This is a genomic window from Bradyrhizobium sp. CB82 (assembly GCF_029714405.1).
Taxonomy (GTDB): Bacteria; Pseudomonadota; Alphaproteobacteria; order Rhizobiales; family Xanthobacteraceae; genus Bradyrhizobium.
Map to the genome: position 1 here is coordinate 8,295,697 of NZ_CP121650.1, position 17,533 is coordinate 8,313,229.

Below are 17,533 nucleotides of genomic sequence, written 5' to 3' on the forward strand. Positions count from 1 at the left end.
TAGCTGCATAGAACCTTTGACTCCACAACGGTCTATGGTTATAGACTCAAAATGTGGCGGCCCAGACACGGCTGCGAGTGATTCCTTTTCGGATACGACCCAGCTTCTATGGAAATCCAAGAGCCCCAAATTTGCCAAGCCGTCGATCAGTTTATTGATTTCACGCGTTCGTTGCCGCCTGAGGTGCCTATGCTTGATGCCAAGCTTGCTGGCGCGATTGAGCGGCTTCGTTCTGACCGTAGTCTGAACAGATTGATTCATGGCGATATCGCGCGCGGGTCGTCGAGCGGGCGACTAGGTGGGGCGCGCTATCTGTCGCCACGCCTTGGCGATGCGATCGATATCGAATGTATGATCACGACCAACGGGACGCAGAGCGCACTCCTTCTCCTGTTTTATCACCTCGTTGGCAAGGGCGGCCGCTTGTTGGCCGAGCGCTTGTCCTACGGGGCTTTGCGTGAGCTTGCCGGTATCGCCGGGGTGGAGTTGGTGGGACTTGATGTCGACGAGGACGGCATTCTGCCTGATGCCTTCGAAAAAGCCTGCCGGAAGGGTGGCGTCCGCGCCCTTTACTGTAATCCCACTGTGCAGAATCCGACAACAGCAATAATGCCTTTGTCCCGTCGGCTCGCTCTTGCAGATATTTCCCGCCGTTACGGCGTGCCGATCATCGAGGATGAAGCCCTTGGACGCTTGCATCCTGATGCCGCCCCACCGATTGCCAAGATCGCGCCTGATGTCGTGTGGTACATCATGAGCGCGACCAAGGGACTCGCGCACGGATTGCGCTTGGCATACGTGGTCGGGCCTTCGCGAGCTCACTGCGATTCCGCGTTGGCGCCCGTCGAGCGGCTCTCGTTCTGGACTGCGGCTCCCCTATTGACCGCTGCCATTGCAAACTGGACGCTTTCGGGCGCGGCGGATTTGATTTCCGCGGCGATCCGAGAGGAGAACACAGCGCGAGAGGCCATGGCACGTTGTGCCCTAGGCCGCTTCGGCCTTGTCTCAAAACCGGGTTCGATGCACGTCTGGTTGCCGTTGCCGGCACCGTGGACGTCTGACGGCTTTGCGCGATCGGCGGTGGCTGCTGGGGTATTAATCAGGAGTGCCAAGCTCTTCGCTGTTGACAATCAGCCCGTGCCGAACGCGGTGCGATTGTCGCTTTCAACTCCGTCGAGCCGGAGAGCTGCTACGGTCGGTATCACCCGGATAGCAGCTCTCCTCGATCGCGGACCCGCGGGTAATGTATCAAAGACGATCGCTGCTCAATGCGGCTGAAGAGATGCTATGGGAACGGAGTCACTATGGCCTCAAAATTGCGAGAAAAATTAGCCGAGCGTCGGCTGTTGCATGTCATGGCGGCTCACAGCCCCTTGTCCGCAAAGCTCGCTGAGGAGGCGGGGTTCGATGGAATCTGGGCTTCCGGCTTTGAGCTGTCGGCTCTTTACGGCATGCCCGATCTGTCCTTTGTCAGCATGACACAGCACCTCGACATGGTGCGTGCAATGTCCGGCTCTGCGCATTTGCCTATTGTTGCTGACATTGATACTGGCTATGGCAATGCGATCAACGTCACGCACGCGATTGCCGAATATGAGCGTGCCGGCGCCGCGGCCGTCGTGATCGAGGACAAGACGTTTCCCAAGGTCTCCAGCCTTGCGTCTACGGGCCGGCAGGAGCTGGTCCGGATCGAGGAATTCCAGGGCAAGATCGCTGCGGCTCTTGCCTCGCGGCGAGACCCCAACTTTGTAGTCATCGCTCGCACAGAGGCGTTGATTGCGGGTCTAGGGGAGGCGGAGGCACTCAGGCGCGCGGCAGCTTATGAAGCGGCTGGCGCCGACATGCTTCTCATCCACTCCAAGCAGAAGACGCCGGATGAGGTGGAGAGCTTTGTGCGCGCCTGGAGCGGCGATGTTCCGATAGTCATTGTGCCCACCGCCTATCCGGAGATGAACGAGAGCCGGATATCCGCCTTGCGCAAAATAAGGATGGTGATCTACGGCAACCACGCAATCCGTGCGTCTGTGACGGCAATGAAGGATATATTTGCGCGCATTCGGCGCGATGGCGGCATTCACACGGTGAACGAAAATATCGTTTCCGTAGAAGAAATCTTTCGCCTGCAGGGAATGGACCGGGTGAAAATAGTCGAGAAGCAGTTCCTACGCTGAGCTTTTCGCTCGGCTTCACCTCGTTCCGGCCGGACTCGACCAGCGAGTAGCCGCCGCGGACCGTTCGGTAAGAATACAAATTGATCGGGGTCACGCTCGCTCGGCGGCGGCTGCGCGCCTATTTGCTGTCCTCGCCGAAGGAGCGGGCTTCCAACTCGCGCGTGGCATCGCCGGCGGCGAGCAATTGCGTTAGGGGGTCGGTTTCCCGCAGCCGGACGGGCCGACCAGCGTCAGGAACTCGCCGTCGCGGATGTCGAGCGACACGCCGCGCGCACGGCGGTCGACCCGTGCGTCTTGACGAGGCTGCTCTCAACGATGGGGCGCCTATCGCGTCTCCTCCGTCTGGGTACTAGCCACCGGGCGTTGCAGTGGCGCGCCGTCCATGCCAGTCGCATCAAGGCCGAGATGAGCGAGCGCAGTCGGCGCGATATCAACGATGCGGGCGACGTCCCGCCAGACGGCACCCGGCTGGAAGCCGGGACCAGACACCATCAGAAACGGTGTCTGCTCATAGCGCGCCAGCCCGCCATGCTGGCCGCAGCCGAGGCGGTCCGGCTTGCCCATGGCGGGCTTGGCAACGAGGCTCGCGCCCGGGACGCCGAAATCGTTGGCCGCCTCGCTCGCCGCCATCGAGACGCCGAAGGCGAGGCCGCCCTCCGGTTTCTGGCCGATCTGTGCGAGTTCGTCGGGACCGAACAGCGCACCGACCCAGTCGCGGGATGCGAGAAAGCTGCGGAGAGCCGGCAACGCGTGGGCGCGATCGGGATCCACATAGATCAATGCCGAAGTGCCGTTCGAGACGGCCATCACATCGTTGGAGCTATCGCTCTCCTTCAGACCCGCCATCACGAATTCGGCGTCGATGTCAACGACGCCGGTAACGGTCTGATGGCCGTGATCGGAGCCAATCAGAAGCAGGATGTCGTCGCCAGCAGCGCGCAGTTGCTGTACCGCGGACGTGACCAGGCCGGCATGAGCATCCGCCGCCGCAAGCACGGCGAGGTGCTCGGGCGAGCCGAGCGGTGCTTCGTGCTGGATATGGTCCGGCTCGCCGAGCCAGAGCACAGCCAGGGGTGGCCGGCGCAGCAGCCTTGTCGATAAAGCGCTTGGTCATGCGCCTGTCGCCCTCGACGTCGAGCGACACGTTAAGATGATCGTCGGCTGCGACCGGCACGCGGCCGAACTCGAAGGAGCCGGCACGATGGTAGACATGGCCATGCCCATCGGGATCGTGAGCATAGGCAGCGCCGGGCGAGACGTTGCTGAAGACGATGGCGCCGCCGACTGCCTTCACCCGCTGGGCCAGTGTCGGCATAGCAAGCGAGGTGCCCGTTACGCGCCGTTTGTGCCGCAGGAATTCGGGATCGCCGGCGTCGCGCAGCGCAAGTTTGCCGTCCTCCAACAGTGCGACGGAGTTGCCCTGGAGGCCATGGCGGGCGGGGTAACAGCCGGTGGCGAGGCTCGCCGAGACGACACGGGTGCATGACGGAAAGACCGTCCGGTAATCGGCGAAACGCTCGGCCTGACGGGCGAAGCTGACTAGGTTCGGCGTTGTCTGCTCTGAGATCATATCCCCTCGCAGGCCGTCGAGCGTAACGATGACGACGCGGCGCATGGTTCAGACCTCTACCGCATTCAGCGCCAGCGAGAAGACGTCGTAGTTTCGCAGGGGACCAGAGCCGGCTGCAGCCGCATCCGCCCGCAGCGGATGCGAGAGGATGAACGGGACGGTCTGCTCGGAAAGGCCGCCATGCGAGCGCAAGGCGCTGGCCGGCGAGCTGGGCGAGATCGTGCTCCGCGCGGCGCGCGCCAAGAGCCACACCCTTCTGAGCGATGACGGCAAGATCGCCTTCCCGGTCCTCGGGCAACAGAAAGCGGGCGCAGGCCTCGTCGCGAGGCAGGGCGAGAGCAATTCCGGGCAACCTCCGAATGAATGCCGCGATCGTGGCGATCTCCACGTCCCGTCGCAGCAGGTGGACGCGCACGAAGCCGCCGAGCGCGCCATGATGTCGGACGAAGGGGTCGGTGATCGGGCAGACCACGCGGGCAGCATTGGCACCGAACGCTTCATCGATTGCATCGCCGAGATAGAGCACGTTCGGTGTACCATCCGCCGTCGCCATGTCAGACATGCCGTGATCGGCGACGATACCGACCACCGCTCGCGCTCAATGAACTCGCCGATGCGCCTGTCGACCTCGGCCATGAAATCGACAGCCTCGACCTCTTCCGGTGCGTGCTTGTGCCGCACATAGTCGGAGAGCGAAAGATACATTAGCTCCGGCCGCCGGGTTTGGAGCAGTCTCACGCCCGCGTCGAGCACGAAGAGCGAGAGATCAGCCGAATATTGATCCGGCTCGGTGCGGCCGACCAGTGCATGCACGTCGGCGATGTCGTTCTCGGACTCTGTCGCACAATCCGCCCCTCGGCTGATAAGGCGATGCCTTTGAGATCGCGCCCGAGTGCCTTGCGCAATTTGTCTTTCGCGGTCACGGCTGCGACGGAAGCGCCAGCTTGCGAGAAGGCAGCAAGAACGGTCGGCGCGCGCATCGGCGTGGCGTCGACCATCATGATCTCTCGGCCTGTCTCGCGGTCGATGTAGAAATTGCCCGAGACGCCATGCACGACAGGCGACACACCACAGACGATGGATACGTTGTTGGGATTCGTGAAGGTAGGCATTGCGGCAAGCGCCGTCCCCCAATAGCCGGTACGCCGCAGGCGATCACAAGTCGGGATAACCCCCGCCGCACTTGCGGCCTGCAGATAGGACGGATCGCAGCCGTCAAAGCAAACCACCACAGTCGGTCGCTTTGGCCAGCGATAGAGACGGCCGTTGACTTCGATCGGCGGGCGGGCGGGATCAGAATGCGACCACGACAATTCAGGCGACATTGGAATTCCCAGGCTTGGTGTAAGATGATTGGGCTGGTTTCGGCGACGACCCAGGCGGCGACCTGCAAGTGAGAGCGATCCCGCCCTTTGGGCCGATGAGTTGAAGCCCGATCGGTAGACCGTGCTTGCCTAGCAGCAGCGGCAGGGAAAGCGTTGGTAAGCCGCAGAGGCTCCAGGGCATCGACATCACGCCCGAACCAGGCCCGTCTTCGAGCCGCGTCGCTTCGCCGAGCGTCGAGAGAGTGATAAGCAGGTCGTGCTCCGCGAAGAGACGATCTGCGAGCGCCGTCAGACGATCGGCGAGAGCATCGAGCTCGAGATAGCGCGGCGTGCTCATGCTCTTGCCGTTCTGCACTCCGGCCTGTAGGGACGAGCATAGCTGCGCGAAATCTTCCGCCGGCAGCCCACCAAATCGGAAGGCAAGATGGGCATCGAGCAGACCCATCGTCACCTCTACGGTCCGATCGAATTCGGGTGGCAGGACCGGTTCGGGGTCGGCACACGGATCCGCGACAGCAAGGTTTTAAGTGCTGTTGCCGCGTCGAAGGTCACATTGGTCCAACCGGGTCCGCGCACAAAGGCGATGCGGGGGGATGGAAATCTTTCGACCGGATCGAGTTCCGCAAGCGCCGGGTTGAATGCGCCGGCGAAGAGCGCGAGATCATCGACCGAGCGCGCCAAAAGACCCAGGTGCGCTGGCACCAGAATGTTCGAGCCCGTCATTTTCGTGAAACCGAGCGACGGCTTGAAAGCGAAGGCGCCGCAGAAGGACGCGGGCAACGTGGTCGAGGCAGTATGCTGCGTCCCGAGGGCAAGCGGCGTCCTATAGTCCACGACGGCCGCGGCCGAGCCGGAGGAGGAAACTCCTGGCGAGCGCAAGAGGTCATGCGGATTCCGCGTGGGCGGTGGATGGTACATGCCAAATTCGGAGGTCGCAGTCTTTCCGAGGATGATTGCCCCGGCCTCGTGCAGCTTGCTCACCGCAGCGGCGTCGGCTTCCGGTACCCTCGCGCGATAAAGCGCACTACCGTATTCCGACGGCATATCGGCAGTATCGAAGACGTCTCGCACCCCGACGGGGAGCCCGTGCAGGGGACCGAGCGGCTCGCCAACGGCTTGCCGCGCATCTGCGCGCCTTGCCTGTTCACATCCCAGATCGCGATCGAGATAACTCCACGCTCTCATCTCCGGCTCGCGCGCCGCGATGCGGTCAAGACAGGCCTTCACGAACGAAAGAACAGCGAGTCGTCCCTCGCGAATGGCGCGAGCGCCTCTTGTGCGGAGAGGCGCGCTGGATCGGCGGACGGTGCGAACGCGATTGGCTGCATTGTGGTGTTGTTTCGTATGGCGCCGCGATCATGATCTGGCAGAAGGACGGCCGCGACCATTAATCCATGGACTCGTCCAACTTCTCTCCGATCACTTTATTGTTGCAGGGCCGGGGCACCCGCCTGATTGCGCAGTCGCTATTGATGCAGCCCGAGCCGAGATCGACTTTATCCGACGCCTCTTGTTGCTTCCGCCGCGACATGCGCGGGTAGTGCATAGTTCTCACCGCCCTTTCGCTTCGTTTTGATCTGCGCTGCATCCGGATGCTGCCGTACTGCGGAATGCTTCTGCCGCTGGAATGGTGGCAATCCGCTCGTAATAATCCCAGGGAAATCGGCAGCGATACCAACTTTGGCTTGGCGCGTCGGTGCAGCCTCCGGCCATTTGCTGAACCCGTTCACCAGGTTCGACAGGTCTTGGTAAGTAAAGCGAAAGAGCTGGTCGGCACGGCTAACGACCTCACGCGCTAGCACGATGATAGCTTCGCCGCCCGATCTTCTGGGCACCTACTGAAGCCGTTCGCAAGGTTTGCCAAATGCTGGTGAGTGAACTGAAAAAGACGATCGGCGCGGCCAAGGATCTCACGAGCAATCGCAGCTGTGGTTTGCCGCGCATCCACGGGTATTTGCTGAAACCGTCCAGGTTCGCAAGTTCCCGCGATGTACAATCAGATAGCCGGGGAGCGCGGCGACAGACTTCACCGGCGATCGTAACCGTGGCTCGGCGGGTGGCCGCCTGGTCCGGCCATTTGTTGAAACCGTTTACGAGGTTCGCCAGTCCCTGCGGGCTATAAGAAAGCTGGTCGGGACGCCTGACGACCTCATCAGCGACGCTGAGCGTGGCTTGGCGGCATGCCAGCTCTTCCGGCCATTTGCTGAAGCTATTCACGAGCAAGGATAGACTTTGACCGATCATCTCCTGAAGTAGCCTCCTTTCATCACAGTAAAATTCGGCAATCCTGATTGCTCCATGGCGTCATTCCGCTGCCAGTGGGTGCCGTGCGAAGGAAGGTGTAAGGAGCGAAAGAGCTCGGCCTTCGGCTTCCCTCATGAGGGGGTTATCGAGCTGCGACACCCGAGCCGCCAAGGCCTTGCAAGGTTCCACACCTTTCCCGACCGCCAGCCTCCCGGGTCACCTCGTTACATATTGTCGCGTAGTTCCAGGATTTCCCCGAGCGGATATTTTTCTCCAAGCGTGCAACAAATCTGTCTTGGAAATCAGCAGCCGCCTTTTGCAAGAATATCGCCTGGGCCGGCATCCGTAGTTGCCTGGCATGCTTGACCACGGGACCTGAGAATTCACGGATGTCGCGGGCGCAATCGATGTCTCTTAGCGCTGCATTAAGTGCATTTGAGGCACGCTCGGGTCGCTCCGATATCGCACCATGGTTGCTCTGCGCGGCGACATCGTCGAAGCGACGCTTTCCTGGTCTTTGACCAACGTCGGGCGCGGATTGCCTGTGCGGCGGGAGCGGATCTATTTGCGCTGGACCGTAGCGGCAGGATTCACTATGAGAACGCAACGCACCGCCGCCTTGGTCCCGTACGTCACGATCTCGTCCATAGGGGCGTTCAAAGCCTGCACGATGGCTGCTTTGCGCCTCGACCCCGCGGATGCGCTGCCATCCTGGCCTAGATGCAAAGTCGGGCGCGGATTGCCGATGTCCGCGGCAAGGCGTCTGGTTGCACGCTTCCCCGTGCAAGCTCGCGGGGCAACCCAGAACGCGATGAGCTTTCGTCCCGACCTAGGGCGTCACGATAAGATCTATAAGGCCGTTCGGAAGTTACACGATAGCCCGCCTGCGCCGCGAACTCGTCTAGACGCTGCCTTTCTGATCCAGTTTCCCGGCCTGACACGAATCGCCCATGTGGGGGGAGCGCGTGAGTTCGCGATCCTCTGAATGCTCGATCGCTGCGCGAACCTCCAAAACCTGACGATGTTTCTTCCCGATGTTGCGTGTCACTATGAGATCTGTACGAGACTTCGGAGCTCGTACCGTGGATCCTTTGGGCGCTCCGGTCATCGGCACGGATGGGAATAGAGGGGGTATTAAAATCGTGCGGCTCAGAGTGCACCCGCGCAAGCACAGAGCCGAACGACTGTCCGCCTTCTTCAGGACCAACACCTCCTTCAGCGTGAGGATCGCCGACCTCTCCGCGATTGTCAGCTCTAGTCCCCCGCGGCCTTCCACGACTGCTGATATCTCTCACGCTAAACCTCCAATGCGCGCCACCAGTGCCCTGCTACGAACTTCACAGGGGCGCACTCGATTTGCTCGCTCACGCTCAGACCGACAAATCGGACGCCACACTTGCGCGCGGCCAATGCGCCGCCGTGACTGTGACCAGCCGACGGGTGCTTGAGTGCTCGTGAGATCGGAAAATTCAGGCGCGGGGCGTTGTTGTGTGCCGAGGCACGCGCCTCGCGAGATGACGGCACTTTAGGCAGCATGAGCCATGCCTCTCGGCCCATCGCTGCAAAATAAGAGCCGCAAGTGCAACGAGAATACATGCTCCTCGCTGACTCCATTGGATTGCGACGAAGCTAAGTAGCCGGACGTTTTAGTTAACGCGCCGAGCTGACCACGAGCTGACGAAACCGGCGTGGCATTGTCGTGTAGACACCGAGATTTCTGTGCCCGGCGGCTGGCCTTCGAGAAGCCAAAACGTCTCAGACTCAGAAGATAGGTCGGGAGCGTGAAGTTCAGATACTGGCGTGGCTAACGGCTGCTCATCCATTGCATGATGGCCTATCGCGTTCGCATCGAGCGTCACCGACATGTCAATTTGCCACGCAACATCGGGTTCACTTGTGCTGCCGCGGTTGCTTGTCGATACTGTGCTTGTGCCTCGCCATGCCTGCCCCGTTGTCGGGGATAAGGATTTTTCATCGGCGCCTGCGGGTTGCCTCGACACACCGGCAAAAGGTTGACGAGTATCTCAGGCCGCTAATGCGGGCGCTTTGCGGCGAGACGGTCCAAAGCGATCGACATTCCGAGGTTTTCTGCCTCAGCGTGTCGCGCAAAGCCTCTAGTTAGAATTCCGGCCGATCGCGCGATCGATGCGTTCACGCATGGCGGGATCGATATCTTTGGCGCCAAGCAATTGTGGCGACGGCGTCTCCTGCACTTGAAGAGCAGGTCTATCCCAGCTAGCGCAACCTCCGAGCCCCAGAATGGCGAGGAGAGCCGAGCACGAGAGCGGACAAAATAAACGCAGGCGCGTTGGAGCGTTTTTCCGACGTGAATTCATACGACCCTTCTCTAATCGAGTGCTAAGCCGGTGAGTCGGCTGTCGCAAGCATGTTGCGAAGTTGCTCCGAGGGAGCCTTGTCCTTCGCAGCTGTCAATGTGATCGATCCAACTGGCTGGATTGTGAAGTCCGGGGCAAGGTCCTGATAGGATAGAACAGCAAGATCGATCCCATTGCGGGTGAGGAAACCGCGGACAAAGCGTCGTACGTCCATCGAAGCAAGGATAACTGGTTGGGTCTGACCTGGAACTCTGTTCGAATTGATCTGACGCATCTTTGACAGCAGCGCTTCGCTTTGCCCCTCCGTCAAGACCAGGTAGGGTCCTTTGGCGGTATCGCGCACCGCGCTGCGCACGATCTCCTCAGTTTGACGCTCGATGATAAAGACGGGCACGACACGGTGCGCGTTGGCATAGCGGTGGCAGATCTGCCGCTTCAAACCGGAGCGAACATATTCCGTGAGCAAGACGGTGTTTTGTTCTCGTCCACTCCATTCGGCCAATGCTTCCAAAACCAGCCGGGTATTTCGGATCGGAATTCCCTCGTCCAAAAGGCGCCGCAGGACATCGGCGACCTTAGGAATCTGGGTCGTACGCAAGACTTCCTTCACCAGATCGGAATACTCCGCTTCCATTCGGGCCAGCAATTGGCGCGTCTCCTGGATACCCACCAAGCACTGTGCATAGCGGGTCAACGCCGAATGGACGCGCAAGGCCAGAATTTCAACAGGACGGCGGTGCCCGATACCGGCCGCCTTGAGCGCCGGTGCATTGCTTTGTTCGATCCAGATTTTGTCCGTCTCCGGGTCATGCCGGAACGGGATGCCGCTGAGTTCAATGTTGGCCACATCATCGTTGAGCGCGAGCTGCGTTGGATCAATTAGATCCTGATCGACCGGCACGCCCTCGACATCCACCCTGAACTGTGACGCTGGCAAGCGCTCGTCGACCTCGACGGGGATGCGCGGTATAGTGATGCCCAGATCAGCTGAGACTAATCCCGAAACGCGCGCAATGTGCTGTTGCAATTCGTCTTTGTCGATCGCCTGTATCAGACTTGGTGCGAGGTACAACGCGATTGGAAGTGCCTCCGCAGGCACGGTTTGCTTGGGAGGCTGAGCGGTGGCCTGGCTGGAGACATCCGCGCTCTTCTTAGCGCTGTGGATCACACCGTCGGCAAAGCTCGCTGCCACAAAAACCGCGGCTAAAACGAAGAAGACGGGGAGCGGGAAACCCGGAATCGCCCCCATTACAACCAGGACGCAGGCAGCCAGTCGCAATGCGTGAGGATTGGCCGTGAGCTGGTTGACGATATCGGTTCCAAGATTGAGCTTGGCAACCCCATTGACGCGAGTGATGATTGTTCCGGCTGTAATCGAGAGCAGGAGCGAGGGAATCTGCGAAATGAGCGCATCACCTATCGTCAGCAGGGTATACTGTTGGAGCGCCTCGGCGAAAGTCATGCCCTTGGAGAGCAGGCCAATGGTGACCCCACCCAGCATATTGATGCAGATAACCACCAACCCTGCGATGGCATCGCCCTTCACGAATTTCATGGCGCCGTCCATGGCCCCATAAAGCTGGCTTTCTTTCTCCAATGTCGCGCGCCGGCTGCGGGCCTCGTCCTGATCGATATGGCCATTGCGCAGCTCCGCATCGATTCCCATTTGCTTGCCGGGCAGAGCGTCGAGCGTGAAGCGCGCCGCCACCTCCGCCACCCGTTCAGCGCCCTTGGCGACGACGATGAATTGCACCATGGTCACGACCAAGAATATGACGATGCCGACGACGATATTTCCCGATATGACGAAGTCACCGAACGTGTGAATGATGCTGCCAGCATCCCCCTCGGCCAAGATTAGTCGCGTCGTCGAGATGGTGAGCGCCAGACGGAATACTGTCGAGATCAGAATGACGCTCGGCAAGGACGAGAACTCAAGCGGCGTGCTGATATAGAGCGCAACCATCAACAGCAGTATGGCGAAGCCCAGATTGAAGCCAATGAGCGTATCGATCGCTACTATCGGGATCGGCATGATCATCATGCTGATCGTTAGAAGCAGCATCAACGCGACCATCAAATCGGAGTTGGCCGACGCGCGCACAATGATGTCACGCAGGACGTTGGTCATGGAGCCCTTCTGATCGTTGGTCGTTAAGAACCGTGCCGGCACGCAGCGAAACATAGTTTTGGAAAGCCGCGCGCGCCTCGTCCATGCGGCCGGCCCGCCGCAAGGCATGGCTACGTAAAAGCATCAACGGGATGCGCGAGGACGGATCGTCATCGAGTGTGTCAAGTCTATCCAAGATCGGCAGCGCTTCGTCGCCGAGACCCTCCGAGATGAGAGCGTAGGCGAGAATCCGTAGCAAATCGACGTCTTGAGAGTCGTTGCCGACGATGAGCCGCAACAGAGCTACGCATTGTGCGCCCTGCCCGCATGCAAGATGAAGATAGGAAAGGGCGCAGAGCAAATCGCGCGCCTGCCCGGAGCTCAGCGAGACGTTACCGGATTTCGAAACCTCTGTTGTCGGATGCGCTCCATCGGAGATGACCATGCTTAGGCTTCGATCAAGCTGTTCCTATTCTGCCGGAGCAGGATTAGCCACTGCAGTGTCTGCTGCAGGACGACGAGACCGTCGCGGGCCATCGTATCCGCAGGCGCGGCCAAGAGCTTAGAGGCGAGACGTTCCAGGAGAATACCGTACGGCTCTGCCCGCAGCATGTCCGGATTGCGCAGCCGTGGCGTGACGAAGGCGAAGAGATCATACGCAATATCGCGCCCATGAAGCGACGACAGACCTGCGCGTGAGTCGACCTCATTAATGCGGGTGCGGTTGAGACCGACGCGCCCGACTGCATCAATGTCTTTGGCCTCCAATACGGCTTCGATCGCCGTATCCAGCGGCAAATATGACGCGTTCGGTTCCCGCCGAGCCGACGCGTGATCCTTCTCGCCGTTTGCAGGAGGACCGTCGATCTCAGCCTTGTTAAGTTGGCGAATGGTTGGCTCGATGCCTGGTGCATGATGGTGCTCGTCGAATCTCTGCGAGGCGGTGCCAGGCCTGACATCGTGGCGCGACAGCTTTGACATGACGCTCTCCTAGTTTCCTTCCGAAGCTTTCGAACGTCTAGTAGGCGAGGGCAGCAAAGCGGCCATTCCGACTTAGCAGCACGCGCCCCTCCTCAATTCGATCAACCAACCATCCGTCAGCCAACAGAGCACCGACGAAATATTTCTGTCCACCGATAAGCAAATAGGGCTGCTCTCCACGCCAAACAGCCTCGAGAGCGATTGCGGATGGCTGCTTATCCTCCTTGACCAGCACGCCGTTTACTAATGTTAGCGCGCCATTTGTCTGGCCATCGAACCGTTGTTGGAGCTCCTGCCACTTCGCAAGAGTTGCAGGTGTGACGGTTCCCTCAGCACTGACAAAGCCGGGCCCAGAACCGACCTTGATATCGAGCAGGCCCGCCTTAACAACTTCCTGTTTCAACAGCTCGGCTGCGTCTTGGGCATGCCGATCGTTAGGCCGATTCATCCGCGGCTTGGGTGCGAGCTCGGCGGCAGACGGCGCATTGGCGCTCGGGGCACCTGCGTTGACCTTGAAGAAAACGGTCGAAAAAGCGCCGATCGCGATAACGGCGAGCAACACGACGGCCAGCGCCGGGATCGAAGCGCGCGATGGGACGATCGAACTGTTTACGACCGCATTCGGCAACGACCAGCGAATAGACATCGCGCCCGCGTGAACGACGACGGGAAGGGAATGAACAACGCGTTCGCCTGCGGCAATCTCCCCCTCGCCCGCAGCAGTGCTTATGGCTGCAAGGGCCTCTATCTCGATCGAGTTGCCAACGAGGGTGACACAAAGGTGATGCGGCTCAAGCTCTTGCTCGACGAAGATCATATCTGCGTCGAAACCACTACCGATAAGACTCGTTCCGACAGACGCTTTTCCGGTTAGCCCGACATAAAGTCCCGATAGTACCTCGAAATGGAGGGAGGCAGCCTCATTCACGGACAATCCCCATGAACCAAAAGGAGCAGGGGCAGGCGATTGCCGCACGGCTCACTCTCAGCCGCACTAGTCACATCGCCGCCACGGAAAAAGCGGAGCAAGGAGTGCCCCGCTTTCCAGCATTACCCGTTGACACGCTCGCTGGCCGCCTTCCTCTCGCTCGAGAGCTCAGTAGACAATGAGCGCAACCGTATGTCCTGAACCATGGCCTCCTGGTTAACCGCCTTCAATTCCGCGATGAGCGCCTCGAAAGTGGCGGCGCCGCCAACCTTATCAATTACAGCTCCAGTGCCCGAAGCTGCCGTAGACCCTTTGCTAGCATTATTCGACTTATCGGCCGCGTCCTTTGACTTGTCGCCCGCCGACTTATTCTCAACCTTGCTTTGATCGAGCTCATGATCACCACCATGAGAGCCAGAACCAACTTTGTTGACCATATCGTTTCACCTTCCGTTTGTATCTGCCGCCAACTATGGCGACACTCCCCTGACATCGAACTATTCGGCGTCAGGTGTCCTCTTCTGTTTCAGCCACGGCTTCGTGAAGATTCGCCATGTTTCGGTCCATCATCTGCAGCGCGACCGATCCAAGAACCGAACCAAAAGCTGATTCTAATTCTTGGCGCTGAGCTGCAGATTGCGAACTATCACTCTCCAAATTGGTGTGAACCACGCCTTCGATTGCGCCGGACATCTGGTGCTTCTCACTTCAGTTCCGAAAAAGGTGGCATCGCCGACTAGCGATCCACAGTGCTCATGCTAGTGGGGGTAGCTGTCGAGAAGCTGACGACTCCAAGAACGAATCCAGCGACAACTTCAGTGAAAATCGGCACTGAGATGAGAGTCCGGCTCCGCCGCCCCATGGCGTATCTGTCACCGCGCGAGTTTCAATGGCCGCGCGACCTAAGCTCTGCAACATCTCCCGCACCCTCCAGATAGTCCTGGCACCTGATCCACCATACGTCATCGCACTCGTGATCAGACGCTCGATGGTGTAGGGCGCAGACCCGCCACGAACTGTCGGAGATGCCGCCGAGGGAATCGGTAGAGGCTATTGTTCCGCGACTCCTCGACAACAGTATTCGCGATGGATGACCGGAAGGCTCCTATACTTCCGACAGACCGCGCCGGGATAGCGTCATGTCCGCGCTTGCGCTCGGCCAGAGATGATTGAGGACCATGCAGTCCCTCTCCGGGGAAATCAAGGAGGGCGCCGCTGGCTCAACGTGAACCTTCTGAAACTCGTCAGCTTCTCGAAAGCTCGCTGCTCTATGAGAACGTTGATCTCAAGACGCCGATGCCGTCTCTATCGCCCTGGGAATGAACTCCATGCAACTCAACAACTTCTCGCAACCCGCCAGTTCGAATCACACTCAGTTTCTTGTTCCGGGAGCTTCGTCGCGGCAAAGCGATGCTTCGCTCTTCGAGGCAGCAGTGTCCCTTTATTCGCCGCAAGACAAATCCGAAGATCCCTCCACGTCAGCGGATCAGCGGCAGTCAAAATTGCAGATGGCGCAGGACTCGACGGACGAACTGCCGGAGCATCTGAAGGCGACAATTAAGGCATTGGACAAGGCGTTTGAGCAGGAAAAGGCATCCGATGAGGAAAAGGCATCCGCGCAGGACGAGTCCTCCAACTCGCCCGTCGAGGAAACAGCGCCGCCTCCTCCGCCACCTGCGGCCGAGCCGGTGGCAAGCTCGAGGATCACGTGGAACGGCGGCACGCTTACCGATGAGGAGCTGCAGATCGTGGCCGTGCTGAATCGGCACAAGGATCAATGCCCGCTCAGTTGGGATTCGCTGGCCGATAAGGCCAACGATCCTTCGACGCCACCGGATCTGAAGGAGGCGATCAACAAATTGCGACAGGACCCGGAGCTCTTCTATGCGATCGGCTCTCAAGGCGACGGCCGCTGCGGGGGCAAGATCAAGGAGAAGGATCTAACCGAGTTCTCCGCCAGTCACTCACAGGTGGCTAATTTCCAGGAGCAGCAGGCGCACAGCTACGAGCAGAACTACATTCCATCCGATGGTACCGGAGATGGTCAACCGTCGGTCATGGCCTTGAATGATGCATTGCGCGAGCTTTACCGGTATTCCGACTACCTGCCCAAGTCTCTGAGTCTGGACGATTTCAAGCAGATCGTCGACGGCACGGCCAAGACGGGCAAGTGTCCCCCCCAGGTGATCGCGGCGGCACAATACTTCCTCGACCACGCGGACGCCTGGAAGGGGTTGTACGGCGGCGCGATCGATAAAGTCCACAAAGAGGACTTTCTGCAAGTCGCTTCATCATCCATGAATCTCACGCAGAGCGAGCTCGACACGCTCGGAACGATCAACAAGAATCAGTCCGCGTTTTTCGGGGACGGTGACCTGACACGAGACAAGCTGGCGCGCATGGCCGACGACAAGAGTCTCGATCCAAGCGTACGCCAAGCAGCGTCACAGCTGCTCTCGGACCCGCTGTTGTTTGGTTTGCTGAACAATTCGATTACGGGCTATAAGACCCATCATAAGTTCTTCGACTTCGGCGGCGGGCATACGGTCGATTCCGGTAATATCAGCAACGACGACTTCACGCACTTCTACAGCAACATGTCAGGTGCGAATCGCACCGTTCAGCAGGTAAAGACCCACGCCCCCACGACCGCCGCCGACCAGGACGCTGTCGCGGACATGATGACCGGGGTTGCCGACCAACCCGATATCAAGTCTGCGAAGAAGAATGGCGGAGCCCTCATGCATGTGGTCGATGACGTGCTCAAGGTAGGCACTAAGGTGCTTGACGTGGCGGCCACGGCAGTCGGCTTACTCGGCTTCATTCCGGTCCTGGGCGAAGTGGCCGATGCCATATCGATGGGGCTTGAGCTCGAGTCGCAAGCAGCGAACATTCTGCACACGGCCATTACCGGAGGCAATATGAAGAAGGCGCTGGCAGAAGCCGGCATCAATCTCGCGGCGCAGGCCCTTGGTTGTATCTCTGGGCCCGAGGTCAAATTGGCGATACGCGAGGGTCTCGCAAAGACGGTGCTGGAAGAGGCTGCGGCGAGGGGGATCGATATGACGATCTCGGAGGCGCAATCCTATGCGGACAACTATTTGAACGACCTCAAGGAAAAGCTTGAGACCGAGCCCACGCGAGATGCAGATGTTCCGAGCAAGGACGCCACCACGGAGTCATCTCAGAATGTGGCATGAGGCGAGTTGTGCGGGCCGTCTCCGACTTGGAGTCTGTTCTTGAAATGACGCCGTCGCGCAAACTTTGCTGCCACATTCAGGCGCGCAACGGCGAGGACCTCGCGGATTAGGCGCCGCCTCTCCACCGCGAAGCCGTCCCTTAATAAGCGACGTAGAAGAGTGCGCGCCGTAACCGCGCACTCTTAAGCCAAGCGAGTGAATTCCTGACGCTGACGCAATCTGCATGCAGCTTCCGATCGCTTTGCCTTTGCGCTAGCCGAGACTGCGAGCAGGCGTTGTGGTGCTAGGCCGTTGCAGGTTGGCTGCGGATCGTTGCATGACGCCGCTTGCGCGATCGAGCGCATGGGTCGGCTAAATTGCGTTAGGCGATAGCAAAATCGCATGCGTGAAAAGATCGGTGCAGGCTAGATCCCTGATGCAGCCTATGGACGAAGATAGATTGAGCGCGCGATGCGAGCTCAGTTGCAGATGGCAGCAATTGTGCCACCGAAAGTGGGACCACGCAAAGGCCGGGACGGGCTGCGGTTCGAGGTGCGCGGAAGCGGCGTCTGTGACGACCGAGAATAACAGCAAGATTGCAGGAATAGGCTGGGACTTGCATAATCTTTCCAGACAGACAACGCTTACCACACTCTGCGCCCGCCCTGGCCAGCGCCAGTTGGTGCTTG

Annotated in this window: 15 protein-coding genes and 1 pseudogene; 4 read left to right on the forward strand and 12 right to left on the reverse strand. The window is 59.7% G+C overall.

Features of this window, described 5'->3' with window-relative positions; all coding sequences use genetic code 11:
* The first annotated feature begins 108 nt into the window (after positions 1-108).
* Together QA640_RS39585 and QA640_RS39590 are read left to right on the forward strand one after the other, a co-directional pair.
* Positions 109-1,278 carry a PLP-dependent aminotransferase family protein gene (locus QA640_RS39585; protein WP_283038045.1) on the forward strand — a complete coding sequence of 390 codons (1,170 nt, stop codon included), beginning with the start codon at positions 109-111 and terminating at the stop codon, positions 1,276-1,278.
* A gap of 26 nt (positions 1,279-1,304) precedes the next feature.
* Positions 1,305-2,171 carry a phosphonopyruvate hydrolase gene (locus tag QA640_RS39590; protein ID WP_283038046.1) on the forward strand — a complete coding sequence of 289 codons (867 nt, stop codon included), beginning with the start codon at positions 1,305-1,307 and terminating at the stop codon, positions 2,169-2,171.
* A gap of 324 nt (positions 2,172-2,495) precedes the next feature.
* On the opposite strand, the gene QA640_RS48465 is transcribed toward QA640_RS39590, so the two are convergent.
* Both QA640_RS48465 and QA640_RS48470 read right to left on the reverse strand, forming a co-directional pair.
* On the reverse strand, positions 2,496-3,236 hold the full coding sequence (locus tag QA640_RS48465) for an alkaline phosphatase family protein (RefSeq protein WP_349253675.1): 741 nt from the start codon (positions 3,234-3,236) through the stop codon (positions 2,496-2,498).
* 79 nt (positions 3,237-3,315) lie between these two features.
* Positions 3,316-3,786: pseudogene (locus tag QA640_RS48470) on the reverse strand (alkaline phosphatase family protein); the annotation flags it as partial.
* 103 nt (positions 3,787-3,889) lie between these two features.
* Here QA640_RS48470 and QA640_RS48475 point away from each other — a divergent pair.
* A complete protein-coding gene (locus QA640_RS48475) occupies positions 3,890-4,426 on the forward strand; it encodes a hypothetical protein (protein ID WP_349253676.1) in 537 nt (178 codons plus the stop codon).
* Positions 4,427-4,475: 49 nt separating this feature from the next.
* On the opposite strand, the gene QA640_RS48480 is transcribed toward QA640_RS48475, so the two are convergent.
* The 10 genes from QA640_RS48480 to QA640_RS39645 all read right to left on the reverse strand — a co-directional run bounded on the left by QA640_RS48480 (position 4,476) and on the right by QA640_RS39645 (position 14,358).
* Positions 4,476-5,066 carry an alkaline phosphatase family protein gene (locus QA640_RS48480; RefSeq protein ID WP_349253677.1) on the reverse strand — a complete coding sequence of 197 codons (591 nt, stop codon included), beginning with the start codon at positions 5,064-5,066 and terminating at the stop codon, positions 4,476-4,478.
* Positions 5,056-5,511 (reverse strand): amidase family protein, encoded by a 456-nt coding sequence (locus tag QA640_RS39605; RefSeq protein WP_283038047.1) that lies wholly within the window; start codon positions 5,509-5,511, stop codon positions 5,056-5,058. Before QA640_RS39605 ends, QA640_RS48480 begins: the two co-directional genes overlap by 11 nt.
* 8 nt (positions 5,512-5,519) lie before the next feature.
* A complete protein-coding gene (locus tag QA640_RS39610; protein WP_283038048.1) occupies positions 5,520-6,251 on the reverse strand; it encodes an amidase in 732 nt (243 codons plus the stop codon).
* Positions 6,252-6,854: 603 nt separating this feature from the next.
* Positions 6,855-7,310, reverse strand: a complete 456-nt coding sequence (locus QA640_RS39615; protein WP_283038049.1) for a hypothetical protein — start codon at positions 7,308-7,310, stop codon at positions 6,855-6,857.
* 2,358 nt (positions 7,311-9,668) lie between these two features.
* Positions 9,669-11,777, reverse strand: a complete 2,109-nt coding sequence (gene sctV / locus QA640_RS39620) for a type III secretion system export apparatus subunit SctV (protein ID WP_283038050.1) — start codon at positions 11,775-11,777, stop codon at positions 9,669-9,671.
* Positions 11,758-12,201, reverse strand: coding sequence for a hypothetical protein (locus tag QA640_RS39625; protein WP_057743429.1), 444 nt, complete (start codon positions 12,199-12,201; stop codon positions 11,758-11,760). Before QA640_RS39625 ends, sctV begins: the two co-directional genes overlap by 20 nt.
* A gap of 2 nt (positions 12,202-12,203) precedes the next feature.
* A complete protein-coding gene (locus tag QA640_RS39630; protein WP_283038051.1) occupies positions 12,204-12,737 on the reverse strand; it encodes a hypothetical protein in 534 nt (177 codons plus the stop codon).
* 37 nt (positions 12,738-12,774) lie between these two features.
* Positions 12,775-13,665, reverse strand: a complete 891-nt coding sequence (locus tag QA640_RS39635; protein ID WP_283038052.1) for a hypothetical protein — start codon at positions 13,663-13,665, stop codon at positions 12,775-12,777.
* A 122-nt stretch (positions 13,666-13,787) separates the two neighbouring features.
* A complete protein-coding gene (locus tag QA640_RS39640) occupies positions 13,788-14,102 on the reverse strand; it encodes a hypothetical protein (RefSeq protein WP_283038053.1) in 315 nt (104 codons plus the stop codon).
* 70 nt (positions 14,103-14,172) lie between these two features.
* On the reverse strand, positions 14,173-14,358 hold the full coding sequence (locus tag QA640_RS39645) for a hypothetical protein (RefSeq protein WP_283038054.1): 186 nt from the start codon (positions 14,356-14,358) through the stop codon (positions 14,173-14,175).
* Between the two features lie 635 nt (positions 14,359-14,993).
* On the opposite strand from QA640_RS39645, the gene QA640_RS39650 reads away from it, so the two are divergent.
* A complete protein-coding gene (locus QA640_RS39650; protein WP_283038055.1) occupies positions 14,994-16,865 on the forward strand; it encodes an HrpF/NolX family T3SS translocon protein in 1,872 nt (623 codons plus the stop codon).
* Positions 16,866-17,533: the final 668 nt, after the last annotated feature.